The 14,385-nt window shown below is 57.8% G+C and carries 14 protein-coding genes; 6 read left to right on the forward strand and 8 right to left on the reverse strand.

All coding sequences use genetic code 11. The annotated features are described in order from the left end of the window. Position 1: 1 nt before the first annotated feature. The 6 genes from PQU98_RS12600 to PQU98_RS12625 all read right to left on the reverse strand — a co-directional run bounded on the left by PQU98_RS12600 (position 2) and on the right by PQU98_RS12625 (position 4,463). Positions 2–301 carry a DUF2849 domain-containing protein gene (locus PQU98_RS12600; protein WP_272745293.1) on the reverse strand — a complete coding sequence of 100 codons (300 nt, stop codon included), beginning with the start codon at positions 299–301 and terminating at the stop codon, positions 2–4. Then, a complete protein-coding gene (gene cysG / locus PQU98_RS12605; protein WP_272745294.1) occupies positions 298–1,674 on the reverse strand; it encodes a siroheme synthase CysG in 1,377 nt (458 codons plus the stop codon). Before cysG ends, PQU98_RS12600 begins: the two co-directional genes overlap by 4 nt. A 142-nt stretch (positions 1,675–1,816) precedes the next feature. Further along, positions 1,817–2,101, reverse strand: a complete 285-nt coding sequence (locus PQU98_RS12610) for a hypothetical protein (RefSeq protein ID WP_272745295.1) — start codon at positions 2,099–2,101, stop codon at positions 1,817–1,819. Between the two features lie 130 nt (positions 2,102–2,231). Beyond that, entirely contained in the window at positions 2,232–2,801 is a 570-nt protein-coding gene (locus PQU98_RS12615; RefSeq protein ID WP_272745296.1) for a DUF5655 domain-containing protein, read from the reverse strand. Between the two features lie 33 nt (positions 2,802–2,834). Continuing rightward, a complete protein-coding gene (locus tag PQU98_RS12620; RefSeq protein ID WP_272745297.1) occupies positions 2,835–3,182 on the reverse strand; it encodes a GFA family protein in 348 nt (115 codons plus the stop codon). A 183-nt stretch (positions 3,183–3,365) separates the two neighbouring features. Continuing rightward, the gene (locus PQU98_RS12625; RefSeq protein ID WP_272745298.1) at positions 3,366–4,463 is read right to left on the reverse strand and encodes an NAD(P)/FAD-dependent oxidoreductase; all 1,098 of its coding nucleotides are present in this window, start codon (positions 4,461–4,463) and stop codon (positions 3,366–3,368) included. 149 nt (positions 4,464–4,612) lie between these two features. Here PQU98_RS12625 and gcvA point away from each other — a divergent pair, with 149 nt between their 5' ends. Then, entirely contained in the window at positions 4,613–5,575 is a 963-nt protein-coding gene (gene gcvA / locus PQU98_RS12630) for a transcriptional regulator GcvA (protein WP_272745299.1), read from the forward strand. A 4-nt stretch (positions 5,576–5,579) separates the two neighbouring features. Here gcvA and PQU98_RS12635 read toward each other — a convergent pair whose 3' ends face one another. Next, positions 5,580–6,593 carry a cysteine synthase A gene (locus PQU98_RS12635; protein WP_272745300.1) on the reverse strand — a complete coding sequence of 338 codons (1,014 nt, stop codon included), beginning with the start codon at positions 6,591–6,593 and terminating at the stop codon, positions 5,580–5,582. A gap of 250 nt (positions 6,594–6,843) precedes the next feature. On the opposite strand from PQU98_RS12635, the gene PQU98_RS12640 reads away from it, so the two are divergent. Together PQU98_RS12640 and PQU98_RS12645 are read left to right on the forward strand one after the other, a co-directional pair. Continuing rightward, positions 6,844–7,821, forward strand: a complete 978-nt coding sequence (locus PQU98_RS12640) for a homoserine kinase (protein WP_272745301.1) — start codon at positions 6,844–6,846, stop codon at positions 7,819–7,821. Positions 7,822–7,840: 19 nt separating this feature from the next. Continuing rightward, a complete protein-coding gene (locus PQU98_RS12645) occupies positions 7,841–8,416 on the forward strand; it encodes a tetratricopeptide repeat protein (RefSeq protein ID WP_272745302.1) in 576 nt (191 codons plus the stop codon). A gap of 54 nt (positions 8,417–8,470) precedes the next feature. On the opposite strand, the gene thrC is transcribed toward PQU98_RS12645, so the two are convergent. Next, positions 8,471–9,853 (reverse strand): threonine synthase, encoded by a 1,383-nt coding sequence (thrC, locus tag PQU98_RS12650; protein WP_272745303.1) that lies wholly within the window; start codon positions 9,851–9,853, stop codon positions 8,471–8,473. Positions 9,854–10,089: 236 nt separating this feature from the next. Between thrC and proB the strand changes: the two genes are divergently transcribed. The 3 genes from proB to PQU98_RS12665 all read left to right on the forward strand — a co-directional run bounded on the left by proB (position 10,090) and on the right by PQU98_RS12665 (position 14,281). Beyond that, positions 10,090–11,238, forward strand: a complete 1,149-nt coding sequence (proB, locus tag PQU98_RS12655; RefSeq protein WP_272745304.1) for a glutamate 5-kinase — start codon at positions 10,090–10,092, stop codon at positions 11,236–11,238. Between the two features lie 8 nt (positions 11,239–11,246). Further along, positions 11,247–12,512, forward strand: a complete 1,266-nt coding sequence (locus PQU98_RS12660; RefSeq protein ID WP_272745305.1) for a glutamate-5-semialdehyde dehydrogenase — start codon at positions 11,247–11,249, stop codon at positions 12,510–12,512. Between the two features lie 287 nt (positions 12,513–12,799). Next, positions 12,800–14,281: a PAS domain-containing sensor histidine kinase gene (locus tag PQU98_RS12665; protein WP_272745306.1), complete on the forward strand. Its 1,482-nt coding sequence runs from the start codon at positions 12,800–12,802 to the stop codon at positions 14,279–14,281. Positions 14,282–14,385 lie beyond the last annotated feature (104 nt).

Genomic DNA, 14,385 nt, shown 5'->3' on the forward strand with positions numbered 1-14,385 from the left:
ACTAAAATACCTCGTCACGGTTAAATTGTTTGGCGGTGTCAAACGTGGTTTGGCCGATCGTGGGGCCATTGGCGCGCACAAATTCGCGCACATGCTCGCGCTGTACCGGATCACCGGCGTCGGTCACGGGAATGAGATAAGGGGCGACCACTTCGGTTTCGCGAGCGACCCACTCAGCCTTAAGCGCCTCAGCCGCGTCATCCTCAAGACGCGCCGCCAGAGCCGCATCCTCAACCCAGCCTGAGCCGGAATACCACAGCACCAGGCCGTCGGTTAATCGGTTGGCGGTCAGAAGCTTCATGCGGAAACCTTTATCGTTGGTTGAGCCATCGCCTGTGCGCGATCCCAGTGTTCGTGACTTAAGGCCGTGACCTCGCCGATAATGACGAGGGTCGGCCCCTTGGGTGGGGTGGCAGCCAGAGTCGCTGCCAGTTCGTTTAACTGTGTGGCGGTGCGCACCTCATCGGGGCGCGTGCCGTTTTCGATAATCAGGGCGGGTGTCGAACCTGCGCGGCCATGCTCCATCAGTTGGGCACATACCCTTGGTGCGGTCGCCACGCCCATATAGATCACCAGCGTATGATGCGCCAGTGACAAGGCGGCCCAATCCAGTTGCAGATCGTTGTGTTGCGCGTCCCCATCTTTAGCATGGCCAGTGATGAAAGTGACGCTTTGGGCATGGTCGCGGTGGGTGAGGGGTACACCGGCGGATGCCGCACAGCCCAGAGCAGCTGTAATGCCCGGTGTGACATGAACCTCGATGTCGGCGGCTTTGAGCGCCTCAACCTCTTCGCCGCCGCGGCCGAACACGAACGGGTCGCCACCTTTGAGGCGCACGACGCGCTTGCCCAGGTTGGCCTGCTCGACCAGCAGAGCGTGAATCTGATCCTGCGGCACCGAATGGTTTGAGCGTTGCTTGCCGACATAGAACCGTTCGCTGTCGCGGCGGGCTAAGTCCATAATGGCATCCCCGACCAGCCGGTCGTAGATGATGACATCGGCTTCACTCAACAGGCGCAGGGCCTTAAGCGTCAGCAGTTCCGGGTCGCCGGGGCCAGCACCGACCAGATGCACCACACCGGTGCGGGGCTTGGGGGCCTTGATCTCAGCCAGTGCGGCGGTCAGGGCTTCATCAATTTTACCCGAACGCGCCAAGGTTGTCGCGGGCGCTGTCAGAATATGCTCCCAGAACCGGCGGCGATCATCGACATTGCTGAACGCTTCGCGCAGGTGCGGTGACAGTTTGAGCGCAAATTCGGCCACATGGGTTTCTGACGGCGGGACAGCGGCCTCGATCTTGCGGCGGGTTTCGCGCGCCAGAACGGGTGCTGTGCCGCCGGTGGCGACGCCAATCGACAGAGATCCGCGATCGATAATGGCCGGGATGTGAAAATCGCTTAGGTCGGGCTGATCGACGACATTGACCGGGATTTTCAACGTGTGCGCCAAGGTCGCGCCACGCTCCGCGGAAGCGCGATCTTCAAACGCCACTAGTATCAGGGATGCGTCGCGCACATCATCGGCGGTCGGCCATTCGGCGTGTTCGATATCATAGATCAGCAGTTGCGCCGGTGTGCGCTCAACCAGATTAAGCTTGCGCGCAAGCGTCACCCCCGCGCCAATCAGCGCGACCTTACGGCCTTCCAACGGCCAGGACAGGGGTAAAGCGATCATAACCATCCTCAAAAGGCAGACCTAGGTATCATACCTTAGTGTGGACTTTTAATCTCTAGCCTTGGATGGGAAAAGCGATGGTTTTTACCCTCTGGGATTAGAGGGGCTAAATAAGCCTAAGTTATTGCGAATTATACGCAAATCAACGTGCGTTCAGCAGATAACCAAAGTCTGATGGCGTGCTGAAGTCGCCGCTATCGGCGTGGCCGGTATCCGAGGTCAGGCAGAAATGGTGCTGGAGCGGATGACGGCCGAATTCGCGCGTATTTTCATTCATATCCAGATCGGCCAGACGCAGGGCAACCCTGATTTGATGCTTGGTTCCGCTGCGCTGGCACAGAGCACAGGTGCAGTCCTTGGTGTCGCCGGTCAGTTCTGACAGGTCGAAATTGATGTCGCCAAAATGAGCCGCGCCTAAGTGGAGCATGATACGCCTCCGATATTTACAAAGCGCATCCCTAAAAGTGTGCAGCGGTTTTAGGATAAGATGCGCGTTAATTATACAGTGCACAGATATAGTGCAGTGCAAATAAAGGAACAATTAGACCCTAATACGGCTAACCTGCCGCGTCATAGGCGCGCTTAACGATGGCCATCAGGCTGTCATCGACCTGTGCCGCCTCGGTCAGCGGCACCACATACTGGCACATGCCGCCAGGCGGCAAGGCCTTGACGCGCGGATCGTCTATCGCGTCTTTCAGGTTTAGTCCCAGTTCAAAGCGGTCATTGGTCTTGGGGCCGAGCATAGCGAACTGCTTCTTGCGGCGCAGGGAGACATAGCCCTGTTTCGGGGCGATCTCGAACTCACCGAAGCCATTGATGCCAGCCATCAGGGCTTCGTGGATCGGGCGCTGATGGGCTTTTTTGTCTTTATAGATGGCGTCCAGAACATCATCGGCGGCGGCATTTTCAGGGACCGCGAATGTCCCGCCGCGCAGGGCAAAATGCGTTAAGCTATTGGCGTCGCCGTGGCCGAGACCGTAATCGGATTTCAGCCAGGCGACGATGTCGCCGTGCTTGGTTTTGCCAGATGCGGTGATGTCCGCCATCAGGGCGATGCGGGATTTGCCCGTCTTTGTCTCGATATTTGAAAGCTGGGTTTCCAGCGCCTGTTCAACCGTACCCATGTGTGCTTCCCCGTCAGAGACCGACAGAATGACCTAATGTTCGGCACCGTTCCACTTATTGATGGTCAATTTTTCGAGATCGACATCGGGCAGGCAGCGTAAATTGACTGCGATCATCGGTTTGCCATTCGGGGCTGTGCCTTCGCCGTAGGGTTCAACGCCGCAGACCTTACAGAAATTATGGGCGATTTTCATTGTGTTGAAACGGTAGGTTTCGATATCGGCCGGATCGGTTTTGAGGTGAAGCGCATCTTTGCCCACAAAGGCCAGCAGGCTGCCACGCCGTCGGCAATAGGAGCAATTGCAGTCTATGGCGTCCTTGAAATCGCCTTCAACCTCAAAACTGATCTTGCCGCAATGGCAGCTTCCGGTGTGCAGCATGGTTTTCTCCTGTTTTGCCGGAGGTTAGCGAATCTGAAAGCTGTGGGCAAATCCCGTTTATGTGGTTTGCCCCCTCCACCCCTTCGGGGTCCCCCTCCCCCGTAAACAGGGGAGGAGAAAAAAGCCCCTCCGGTGGTGCCGAAGGGGCTTTGGTAACTAACGGGTGCAGGGTCTGTGACCCTGCTATTTCACGCCCATTTTCTTTTGCAGTTCCGACGACGAGGTTGTGTACTGAAAACGCAGTTTCTTTTCCGGATAGACGTAGCGGAAGGCTTGCTGCGACATCAGGGCGGCTTCGTGGAAGCCGGACAGGATCAGCTTGAGCTTGCCCGGATAGTAGTTGATGTCGCCGATGGCAAAGACCTGCTTGGTTGAGGTCTCGAACTTTTCGGTATCCACCGGGATCAGGTTTTCGTGCAGGTTGAGGCCGAACTCGGCCACGGGCCCAAGCTTCATGGTCAGGCCGAAGAAAGGCAGGAAGGCGTCGGCATCGATGTGTTGCTCATTGCCGTCATTGTCTTCAATCGTAATAGATTCAAGGTTGTGGCCGGTTTCGCCCTTAAGGGCGGTCGCCTGACCGATCACGAGGTCCATCTTGCCGTCGGCGACCAGTTGGCGCATCTGGGATACCGTGTGCGGCGCGGCGCGGAAGTCGTCGCGGCGGTGAACGAGGGTGATGCGTTCGGCCACATTGGCGAGGTTGACCGTCCAGTCGAGGGCCGAATCACCGCCACCGGAGATGACTATCTTCTTACCTCGAAACGCTTCCATCTTACGGACGGCATAGTGCACGCCCTTACCGGCACCAAGGTTTTCAAAGCCATCAATGCCGGGGATAGGCGGCTTTTTCGGCTGGAACGAACCGCCACCGGCGGCGATGATGATGCAGCGGGCCTCAATCTTCGTGCCCTGATCGGTGGTCAGTTTCCACTTGATCGTGCCGTCTTCCTGCTCAACCTTTTCGATGGCTACGGCCATTTCATTGAAGTGGTACTTGGCGCCAAACGGGGCGATCTGCTCCAGCAGGCGGTCGGTCAGGTCGCTGCCGCTGATGATCGGCCAGGCGGGAATGTCATAGATTGGCTTTTCCGGATAAAGCTCGGCGCACTGCCCGCCCGGTTTATCGAGAATATCGACCAGATGGGCCTTGATATCGAGCAGGCCCAGTTCAAAAACGCTAAACAATCCGACGGGGCCCGCGCCAATGATAATGACGTCGGTGGTCCAGGATTGTCCGGCATCCAGCACCTCAAGCGATGCGATCAGGTCTGCGTGGCTCATATTCGTCTCCGATAGGCTCTCGAACTCAAAGGGTCTAAGCGATTTCCAAACGGCCTTCAGGATTTGGCAATCACTCTGTAAGATTAGTATTTTTAAACCGTACCGAAACCTATATAGGTGACCGGGTTAGATTTGTTGATGGGTTCTCTATGTCTCGCGATCGTTTGCCGCCATTGTCGGCGCTTCGGGTATTCGAAGCGGCCGCCCGCCACGAAAGCTTCAAGCATGCGGCCGAGGAATTGTTTGTAACCCCCGGTGCGGTCTCCCAGCAGATCCGTCTGCTGGAGGATCATGTCGGTGTGGAACTGTTTGTGCGCGATGGCCGGCGTGTGGTGCTGTCCGATGCGGGTAAGGCCTCGGCCCTGATCCTCAAGGAAGCGTTCGAGAAGATGTTCGAAGCGACGCGCCTGATGAAACAGGTGCAGCAAAAGGGCCGGGTGACTATTTCGGTCGCCCCCAGTTTTGCCGCCAAATGGTTGATGCCGCGCCTGAGCGATTTCAACGCCGAAAATCCCGATGTTGATGTCTGGGTCAGCGCCGACATGACCACGACCGATTTCGCCACCTCTGATGTCGATCTGGCTATCCGCTACGGCCACGGCAACTATCAGGGGGTCAATGTCGAGCATCTGTTGGAAGAGGGGGTTTTGCCGGTCTGCTCGCCGCTGCTGTATGAGGCCGCGCCGATCCGCAAGCCCGAAGACCTGAGCAACCACGTCCTGCTGCACGATGTTGGCTTTGAAACCGATCCGACCTGCCCCGACTGGCCGATGTGGTTTAAGGCCCATAAGGTTGAGGGTGTCGATGCGTCGCGCGGGCCGCGTTTTAACCAGAGCCACATGGTCATTGAGGCCGCTGTGGCCGGTCGCGGTGTGGCCCTGGCCAAGCGCACCATTGCCGAGGCCGACCTCAAGGCTGGACGGTTGCAGGCTCTGTTCGGTGAGGATTTCAGCCCGATTTCCTACGGCTATTATCTGGTCTGGCCGCAGTCGCGTGAACCCTCTCAGGCCCAGACGCGCTTCATGGATTGGTTGCGCGCGCAGGCTAGAGACGAGGGCAACCCCTCGCTCGGCGGCTTTGATAAGCCTGTGTTTGCGGCGCAAGATATCTGACATTTTAGGCCAGCCACCCCGGCACGGGCAGATTTTTACTGCGCAGGAATTCCGGGTTGAAGATCTTAGAGGCATAGCGGTTGCCGTAGTCACATAACACGGTGACGATGGTCTTGCCGGGGCCTAGGTCCTTGGCCAGACGGATGGCGCCGGCGATATTGAGCGCGGTTGATCCGCCCATCACCAGGCCTTCGTTTTGCACCAGATCAAACACGATCGGCAGCCATTCTTCGTCCGAAATCTGATAGGCATGGTCGATGACCGCGCCCTCTAAGTTCGCGGTAATGCGGCCCTGACCCACGCCTTCGGTGATGGACGAGCCTTCGGATTTCAACTCGCCGGTGGTGTAGTAGCTATAGAGGGCAGCCCCCAGCGGATCGGCCAGACCGATCTTGATGTCGGGGTTTTGTTGTTTCAGGTAAAGGCTCATGCCCGCCAGCGTGCCACCCGATCCGACCGCGCAGATAAAGCCGTCGATCTTGCCGTCGGTCTGCGCCCACACTTCGGGGCCGGTGGCGTCGATATGGGCCTGACGGTTGGCGACATTGTCGAATTGATTGGCCCAGATGGCCCCTTCCGGGTTCTTGGCGGCCAGTTCTTCGGCCAGACGACCGGAATAGCGCACATAGTTATCGGGGTTGGAATAGGGGACGGCATCGACTTCGATCAGTTCAGCGCCCAAAAGCTTGATGGCGTCCTTTTTTTCCTGAGACTGGGTGCGCGGGATAACGATGACGGTTTTATAGCCCAAGGCATTGGCGACGGTCGCTAAACCGATGCCGGTATTGCCTGCCGTACCTTCGACAATGGTGCCGCCGGGACGTAGCAAACCCTTGGCCTCAGCGTCGCGGATGATCCACAAGGCGGCGCGGTCCTTGATCGACTGACCGGGGTTGAGGAACTCGGCCTTGCCCAAAATCTCACAGCCGGTCGCTTCAGACGCGGCGTTCAGCCGGATAAGCGGCGTGTTGCCGATCAGGTCGATGACGGAGGCAACGGGCTTTTGCGAGTGTGACAAGACGGCGCTCCTTTTGAGGGACGGTTTTTCGAGTGTCTCTTTAATCAAAGGCCGATGACAGCCCAAGCGATAGTTTCTAATGGCGGGGTTTAGTGGTTCTGTGGCCTTAAGACAAGCGCATTGAAAACCGTTCGCAGGAAAACCTGCGCTGAATCAGGAATTTTTACGCACCGCTTAAGCAAAAATGGTTGTTCTTAGCGCATCGCCTCCCCTATAGCTTGGCGAAACAAACAGAGGAACCTTAAGGCTCATGGCCGTCTTTACGCCCGTATCTTTGGAAGAGGCCAGAGCCTATCTCAGCCAGTATGATATCGGTGACCTGATCCATCTCGAAGGGATTGAGGAGGGGGTTTCCAACACCAATTTCAAGGTGGAAACAACGACGGGTCTTTATGCCCTGACGCTGTTTGAGGCGGCGACGCCGATCGATGACCTGCCCTATTTTATGGACTATACCCTGCATCTGGATCGCAAAGGCTACCCGGCGCCAGGGCCTGCGATCATGCGGTCTGGCGAAACTATTGGCGAAGTGTCGGGGCGTAAGGCGGCGCTGATTAAATGGCTGCCCGGACGCTGGCCGCGCAATCCGGACACGCGCCATGCAGCCTCTGCCGGAGAATATCTGGCCAAATTGCATAAGGTCGGGGCGGATTTCGCGCAGACACGCGAAAATTCGATGGGTATTGCGGCGTGGCCGCACCTGATCGCGCGCTGTGAGCCCAAGGCGGGTCAGTCGGTACGGGCGATGGCGATCTTAGAGGATTTTCGAAAGGAACTGGATTTCCTGAAGAGCGTTTGGCCGAAGTCAGGTGCGCTGGAAAGCGGCGCGATCCATGCCGATTACTTCACCGACAATGTGCTGATGGACGATGACGGCAATGTCACCGGCGTTATCGACTATTACTATGCCTGCACCGATTTCTACGCCTATGATCTGGCGGTCAGTCTTAATGCCTGGGGCTTTACACCGGGCGGGCAGGCCCAGCCTGAGATGATCGCGGCCTTTGCCAGAGCCTATCATGCTGAGCGGCCCCTTAGCGATGCCGAAGTTGAAGCCCTGCCGCTGTTTGCGCGCGGATCAGCGGTGCGTTTTACCCTGACGCGGCTTTATGATCTGCTCAACCACGACCCGTCATGGGTGGTGAAGCCCAAAGACCCGGAAGCCTTTTACCGCCGTCTGGATTATCACCGGGCGATCAAGGATGGTTGGGCGTATTTTGAGACGTGATGAAAACAAGGGGGATTATATGAAAAACTTTAAACTATTTCTGTCCGTGCTGATGCTTTTGATTTGTGCACAGGTTCCAACTTTTGCTGAGTCATCTCTCAAGGGGGTAACGCCCGAAAAGTTTGAGTTTATACAAAAACTTGCTGCGGCGGGCGATGCAAAACTTCAGCATGTCGTCGGCTTAGCTTACTATGAAGGTGAGATTGTAGCAAAAGATTACAATAAGGCCCGTGACTGGTTTGAAAAAGCCGCTGCTAATGGCATGGGGATCTCGGCGTCCTACGTTGCAAATATGTACTTTGATGGTATCGGCGTTGTCCAAAGCTATGAAATGGCCAAACGCTGGCACATTAAAGCTGCGGAGAACGGCTTTAGAGAAAGTTTTACCTTTCTAGGCTTTATGGTCGCCATAGGTCAGGGGCAAAAATCTGATCCGATAGAAGCCTGCATGTGGTTTAATCTGGGCAAGGATGAAGGTGAGCTCACAGCGACAAAAATGCTGGATGAGCTCTCCCAAAAGATGACGCCAAAACAAATCGCTGATGCTAAGGCCATGAGTATCGACTGGCGCTTAAAGCGCCCCAAATCGCAATAACTCTCGTAAGAAGCACAGCAGAAGTAGGGTATTTAATAGAGGGCCGGCAATCCTCTATCCCTTCACAAACCCCTTAACGGCGGCGAGGGCCGCGGCATAGTCGTTCTTGATCGGGGTGATGGTTTCCTTGAGGCCATGCAGCTTTTGGATGGCTTCCGGGACTTCGGGAGCGAAACCGAGGGCTTCGGTTACAAATTCCGGGAACTTGGCGGCATGGGCGGTCGACAGAGCGATAATCGGCTTACCCGACTTTCTTTCCAAAGCCGCGGCAACCGCGACGGCGGTGTGCGGGCAGATGACCTGACCCCAGGCGTCATGGGCGTGCTTGATGGTCTTTTTGGTCGTCTCTTCCGACACGGTCGAAGCCGAAACCTCAGCCTTCAATGCGGCTTGCAGTTCTGCCGACAAAGAGACGTCACCATCGGCGGCAAAGGTGTCAAATAGCGCCTTGGTGGCGGCACCGTCACGGCCGGAGGCTTCAAACACCAAACGCTCAAAATTCGATGGCGCCTGAACGTCCATAGACACGCTGGCGGTTGGCGTCGCCTGACGGCGGACATAGCGGCCGGTATTGATGGCCTGATTAAGCGCATCGTTGGAATTCACGGCGGCGTGCAGATGGCCGACATTGGCGCCGATCTTGCGCCCGGCCCAGCCGGCAAAGGCGTCACCGAAATTGCCCGTCGGCACCACAAATTCCGGATGGTCGGCACCGGAGGCTGCCGCGGCGGCCAGATAGTAGGGCACCTGCCCCAGAAGCCTACCCCAGTTGATGGAATTGACGCTGGAGATCAGGCCGCGCTCTTTGAGCGACGCCTCGCCCAGAAGCTGCTTCACAAAGCGCTGGCAGTCATCGAAATCGCCTTCGACACCGATATTGAGGACATTGTCGGCCTCAACCGTCGTCATTTGCAGGCGCTGAACCGGCGATACGCGACCGAGCGGATGAAAGACCACCAGACGCACATGCGCGGAACCCGCAAAGGCGCGCACGGCGGCAGCGCCCGTATCACCTGATGTGGCGGTGACCAGCGTCAGCTTTTCGCCGCGCTGCGACAGGGCGGCATCGGTCAGAGGCGCGATCATCTGCATGGCCATGTCTTTGAAGGCCAGAGTCGGGCCGTGCCACAGTTCCAGAATCCACAGATTGTCCTCGACCTGCGTCAGCGGGGTTTCGCCGTTTCGCAGAAAAGCGGCCTTGGTCTTGGCGGCAGCGGCCTTAACCGCATCTGCGCCCAGCACATCGACACCAAACAGGGTCAGCAGCTTTTCGGTCAGTGTCCCATAATCGCCCTTGGCGGCGGTCGCCAGTTCGGTGGCATCAATCTCAGGCCAGCTTTGCGGCACATAAAGTCCGCCATCGGGGGACAGGCCATCCAGCAATGCGCCCGCAAAGGTGCGATGATCGTTGAAGCCGCGCGTACCGATATAGTTCATCGTCAAAAGCCTGTACCTTTGGTCTGTGTCGGGGTGAAAATTCGCTGAACCCGCCGGATTTAAAGCCGTGACCTGCAAAATGGTTCCAATGGATACCGCTTTGAGGGTAAGTTTTTCGATTTTAAGCGAAAAGGCTTCACTTAAGGGCTGTCACGAATTAGAAGTCCCGCAACCGATTTTAAGTCGGGCACGCCCTAACACTTTACGCTGTCTGAGAAAAGACATTTATGACCGTCATGGCCGCAAAAACCGAAGTCCTGACCCTGCCTGAGCCCCTGCTTAAGGCCCGCCGTCTGACGGTCAAGATCGGCTCGGCTCTGGTGGTTAATGCCGAAACGGGTGAGGCTGACATCGACTGGATGCGCGGTATGGCGCAGGATGTGGCGGCCCTGATGCGTGAGGGCAAGCAGGTGATGATTGTCTCCTCTGGCGCCGGCGCTTTGGGGCGGCGCTATCTGGGCCTCAAAGGTTCGCGTTTGCGCCTTGATCAGAAACAGGCGGCGGCGGCGGTCGGGCAGCCCCGTCTGATGCAGGCGTGGGAAGGGGTGTTCAACGAACTGGGCCTTAAGACCGCGCAGGTGCTGCTGACCCGCGAAGATACCGAAAAGCGCAGGCGCTGGCTCAATGCCCGCGCGACGATCGAGACCCTGTTTGATCTGGGGTGTGTGCCGATCGTCAATGAAAATGACACGGTTGTGACCGAAGAAATCCGCTATGGTGACAATGACCGGCTGGCCGCGCGCGCGGCGCAACTGGTGCAGTCCGAGGCCTTGATCCTGCTGTCGGATATTGACGGGCTCTATACGGCTGATCCGCGCAAAAACCCGGACGCGCGCCATATCCCGCTGGTTGAGCGGCTGGATTCAGAAATTGAGGCCATGGCCGGTGGGGCCAATGCGTCTGCGGGCGTGGGCACCGGCGGCATGGCGACCAAGATTGCGGCGGCCCGGATTGCGGGCTCTGCGGGCTGTTCAACCACCATTGCTTACGGGGCCATGCTGCGGCCTTTGTTGGCTTTGGGGGCGGGGGCGAAATTTACCCTGATCCGGGCGCAGGCCTCGGTGACGGCAGCCTATAAGGCCTGGATTGCGGGCACGGTCGTGCCGGCGGGTGAGGTCGTGCTCGATGACGGGGCGGTGGCGGCGCTGAAATCCGGTAAGAGTCTTTTGCCGTCGGGGATCGTTGAGGTGCATGGCAGCTTTGACAAGGGCGACAGCATCTCCATATTGGGTATGGACAGAGCCGAGCACGCGCGCGGCATTGTCGCCTATGGGGCTGACGAAATCCGCCTGATCAAAGGGCGTCCGTCGAAAGAGATTGAAGGGCTGCTGGGATATACCAGCGGCGATGCGGTCATTCACCGCGACAACTTAGCTATGATTTAGGTGCGACCATGAGTGAGATGCCCTTAAAAGACCTGATGGCCTATATGGCGGGAGCCGCCAAGGCAGGCGCTGAAGCCTTGCGTCTGGCGGGGCCGGAGGTTCGCACGAAGGCTATTTGGGAGGCCGCCAAGGCGATCCGGGCGCGCAAAGCTGAAATCCTCGCTGCCAATCAAGCCGATCAGGCCGCTGCTGCCACCAAGGGTATTACCAAGGCGATGATTGAGCGTCTGGTGCTCAATGACGATCGCGTTGAGGCCATGGCCAAGGGACTTGAAGAAGTAGCCGCCTTGCCCGATCCCGTGGGGCGTGAACTGGCGCGCTGGAGCCGTCCGAACGGACTTGATATCGCCCGCGTCTCGACACCCATTGGCGTGATTGCCATCATCTACGAGTCCCGTCCGAACGTGACGGCGGACGCCGCCGCCCTGTGCATCCGCTCGGCCAATGGCGCGATTTTGCGGTCAGGCTCCGAGGCCCTGCACTCGGCGCTGGCGATTTTTGCGGCCATTGAGGACGGACTGGTGGCCGCCGGTCTGCCCAAGACCGCCATCCAGCTTGTGCCCGTGTCGGATCGTGATGCGGTTGGCTTGATCCTTGGCGGGCTGGATGGGGCGGTTAATCTGATTATTCCGCGTGGTGGCAAGTCGCTGGTGGCGCGGGTGCAGGCTGATGCGCGGGCGCCGGTATTGAGCCACCTTGAAGGGCTCAACCATACCTATGTCCATACGGATGCAGACCCTGATAAGGCGGTGGCGCTGACGCTGAACGCCAAAATGCGGCGGGTGTCGGTGTGTGGGGCGACCGAGACCTTGCTGATCGATAAGTCGGTGGCGGCTGACCTGCTGCCGAAGATTGCACAAGCCTTGGTAGATAAGGGCTGTACCCTCAAAGGCGACGAAGCCGCGCGGGCAATTTTTGCTATGGAAGCGGCCACCGAAGAGGACTGGCGCACCGAATATCTCGACACTGTTTTGTCGGTGCGGGTGGTCGACGATATCCATCAGGCTATGGACCACATCAAAACCTATGGCACCGAACATACCGAGTGCATCATCACTGAAAACGCTGAGGCGGCGGAGCTGTTTCTGAACTCGGTCGACAGCGCGATTGTGCTGTGGAATGCCTCAACCCAGTTCGCCGATGGCGGTGAATTTGGTCTGGGGGCGGAAATCGGTATTGCCACCGGCCGGATGCACGCCCGCGGGCCGGTCGGTGCCGAGCAGCTCACGACATTCAAATATCAGGTGCGCGGAACCGGCCAGACCCGACCCTGAGCCTTTGCGTTGAAAATGGCTTCTGGCGGCGTCGATCAGCCTTGGCTGTATTCATATACAGCCGTCGTTGATCTTCTGGCCAGCTACCATTTTGACTCGCAAATGCGCCGAGTAAGATATGCCCGTTACTGAGTTACCGCGCCTCGCCTTAGGGTGTTAGAATTGTGTCAGGTGTGACCTGAGATTGTCATAAGCCTGTCGCAGAATCGGGTTAGGCGAAGTTTACGGATTTTTCGTTTCATTTGGCGTACTGTGATCCGTGTAAGGATAATCTTTTCGGATAGGTCATGCCGGACTATAAACCGCCCGCTAAACATTATGTCCCGCTGGGCGGTATTTTGGCCTTTGCGGGGCTGATCCTTATGGCCGCTATTCCTGATTTTCAGCCCTATACGGCCTGGGCGTCGCTGATCCTTGTGGCCTATGGCCTGATCAGTTGCTATTCGCGTCTTCAGACCTATCTTGAGGTGCAGTCGGCAAAGCCCGCGACTGAGATCCGTGTCAAGGTTCAGCCCGAAGGCCCTTCGTTTCAGGAAGTGCTGCGCGCTATGCCAGATCCGGTGATGGTCGTCTCTGGCCTTGAACCCGATGACATTGCCGGACGCTGGGTCGTGTTTGCCAACAAAGCGGCCATGAAGCTGTTCCGCATGGAGCGTGAGGGTGGGCTTTTAGTGTCCTATATTCGTAACCCCGAACTGCTTGAGGCGGTGGATGAGGCCCTGTTTGGCAATGTTAGCCGCTCCACAGTCTTTGATGAAACCGGCGGGGCGCAGGACAGGTTCTGGCAGGCCTGGACGTCACCCCTGCCGGTCGAAGGCACGGGCAAGCGCTTGGCGCTTATGGTTATGCGCGATGAGACCGATGTGCGCCGCATTGAGCGTATGCGGGCTGATTTTCTGGCCAATGCCAGCCATGAATTGCGCACGCCGCTGGCGTCTTTGTCAGGCTTTATCGATACCCTGCGCGGCCATGCCAAGGACGACGAAGGGGCGCGCGATAAGTTCCTCAGCATCATGGCGGCGCAGGCTGACCGTATGGGCCGGCTGATCAATGATTTGCTGTCGCTCAGCCGGATTGAGATGAACGAGCACGTGCCGCCCACGGGCGATGCCGATATTCCGCTGGCCGTTAAGGATGTGGTCGACTCCTTGACTATACTGGCGCAGGAAAAGGGCGTGGCGATTTCAGTTGTCGCCCCCAAACCTGGCCTGTTCCCCGTTGTTGGCGACCGTGACCAGATTTTACAGGTGGTGCAGAATCTGACCGACAATGCGTTGAAATACGCGCCCGAAGGTTCAGTGGTTGAAATCGAGGTCCTGCTCGATCAGGCCTTGCCGCAGGCGACCGCCCCGGTTGAAGGGCAGGCATCGCGTCTGATGTTGCTGCGTCCCGACCGGCAGTTGAATGATGTCTACACAGTCGTGCGGGTGCGTGATCATGGCCCCGGAATTCGCCGTGAGTTTTTGCCCCGACTGGCCGAGCGTTTCTACCGTGTCGAAGGTCAGAAAAGCGGCAATAAGCTGGGCACGGGACTTGGCCTTGCCATCGTCAAGCACATCATCAGCCGCCACCGCGGTGGACTGGTGGTCGAAAGCGTCGCGGCTGAGGTGCCTGCGGCTGATGGCTTGAAGCCTGATCGGGTGGTGCCGCTGACCGTTGACGTTAAAACCTGGACGGCGTTTAGTGCCTACTTTCCGCAGAAGTCAGTTTATGGACAGGTGCCGGTCGGGCCGCGCGCTTTGGAGGGTGGGCTGAAAAGCGCAGGCTGAAAAAACACAGTCTGAAGCCGAATTTGCACCATATCACACGGTTTTGTGACACGTGTTATGAAACTGTCATAAAAAGTACTTAAAGGGCGCATCAAGACAGTCTA

Origin of the sequence: Asticcacaulis machinosus (assembly GCF_028550435.1) — a bacterium.
In the GTDB taxonomy this organism is placed as follows: Bacteria; Pseudomonadota; Alphaproteobacteria; order Caulobacterales; family Caulobacteraceae; genus Asticcacaulis; species Asticcacaulis machinosus.

Excerpts from the sequence above, each read along its gene's own strand:
- PQU98_RS12640 (WP_272745301.1), top strand. The coding sequence starts at position 6,844 with ATGGCCGTCTTTACGCCCGTATCTTTGGAAGAGGCCAGAGCCTATCTC.
- PQU98_RS12625 (WP_272745298.1), bottom strand. The coding sequence starts at position 4,463 with ATGAGCCACGCAGACCTGATCGCATCGCTTGAGGTGCTGGATGCCGGA.
- cysG (WP_272745294.1), bottom strand. The coding sequence starts at position 1,674 with ATGATCGCTTTACCCCTGTCCTGGCCGTTGGAAGGCCGTAAGGTCGCG.
- proB (WP_272745304.1), top strand. The coding sequence starts at position 10,090 with ATGGCCGCAAAAACCGAAGTCCTGACCCTGCCTGAGCCCCTGCTTAAG.
- PQU98_RS12660 (WP_272745305.1), top strand. The coding sequence starts at position 11,247 with ATGAGTGAGATGCCCTTAAAAGACCTGATGGCCTATATGGCGGGAGCC.
- PQU98_RS12620 (WP_272745297.1), bottom strand. The coding sequence starts at position 3,182 with ATGCTGCACACCGGAAGCTGCCATTGCGGCAAGATCAGTTTTGAGGTT.
- PQU98_RS12600 (WP_272745293.1), bottom strand. The coding sequence starts at position 301 with ATGAAGCTTCTGACCGCCAACCGATTAACCGACGGCCTGGTGCTGTGG.
- PQU98_RS12615 (WP_272745296.1), bottom strand. The coding sequence starts at position 2,801 with ATGGGTACGGTTGAACAGGCGCTGGAAACCCAGCTTTCAAATATCGAG.
- thrC (WP_272745303.1), bottom strand. The coding sequence starts at position 9,853 with ATGAACTATATCGGTACGCGCGGCTTCAACGATCATCGCACCTTTGCG.
- gcvA (WP_272745299.1), top strand. The coding sequence starts at position 4,613 with ATGTCTCGCGATCGTTTGCCGCCATTGTCGGCGCTTCGGGTATTCGAA.
- PQU98_RS12610 (WP_272745295.1), bottom strand. The coding sequence starts at position 2,101 with ATGCTCCACTTAGGCGCGGCTCATTTTGGCGACATCAATTTCGACCTG.
- PQU98_RS12665 (WP_272745306.1), top strand. The coding sequence starts at position 12,800 with ATGCCGGACTATAAACCGCCCGCTAAACATTATGTCCCGCTGGGCGGT.
- PQU98_RS12645 (WP_272745302.1), top strand. The coding sequence starts at position 7,841 with ATGAAAAACTTTAAACTATTTCTGTCCGTGCTGATGCTTTTGATTTGT.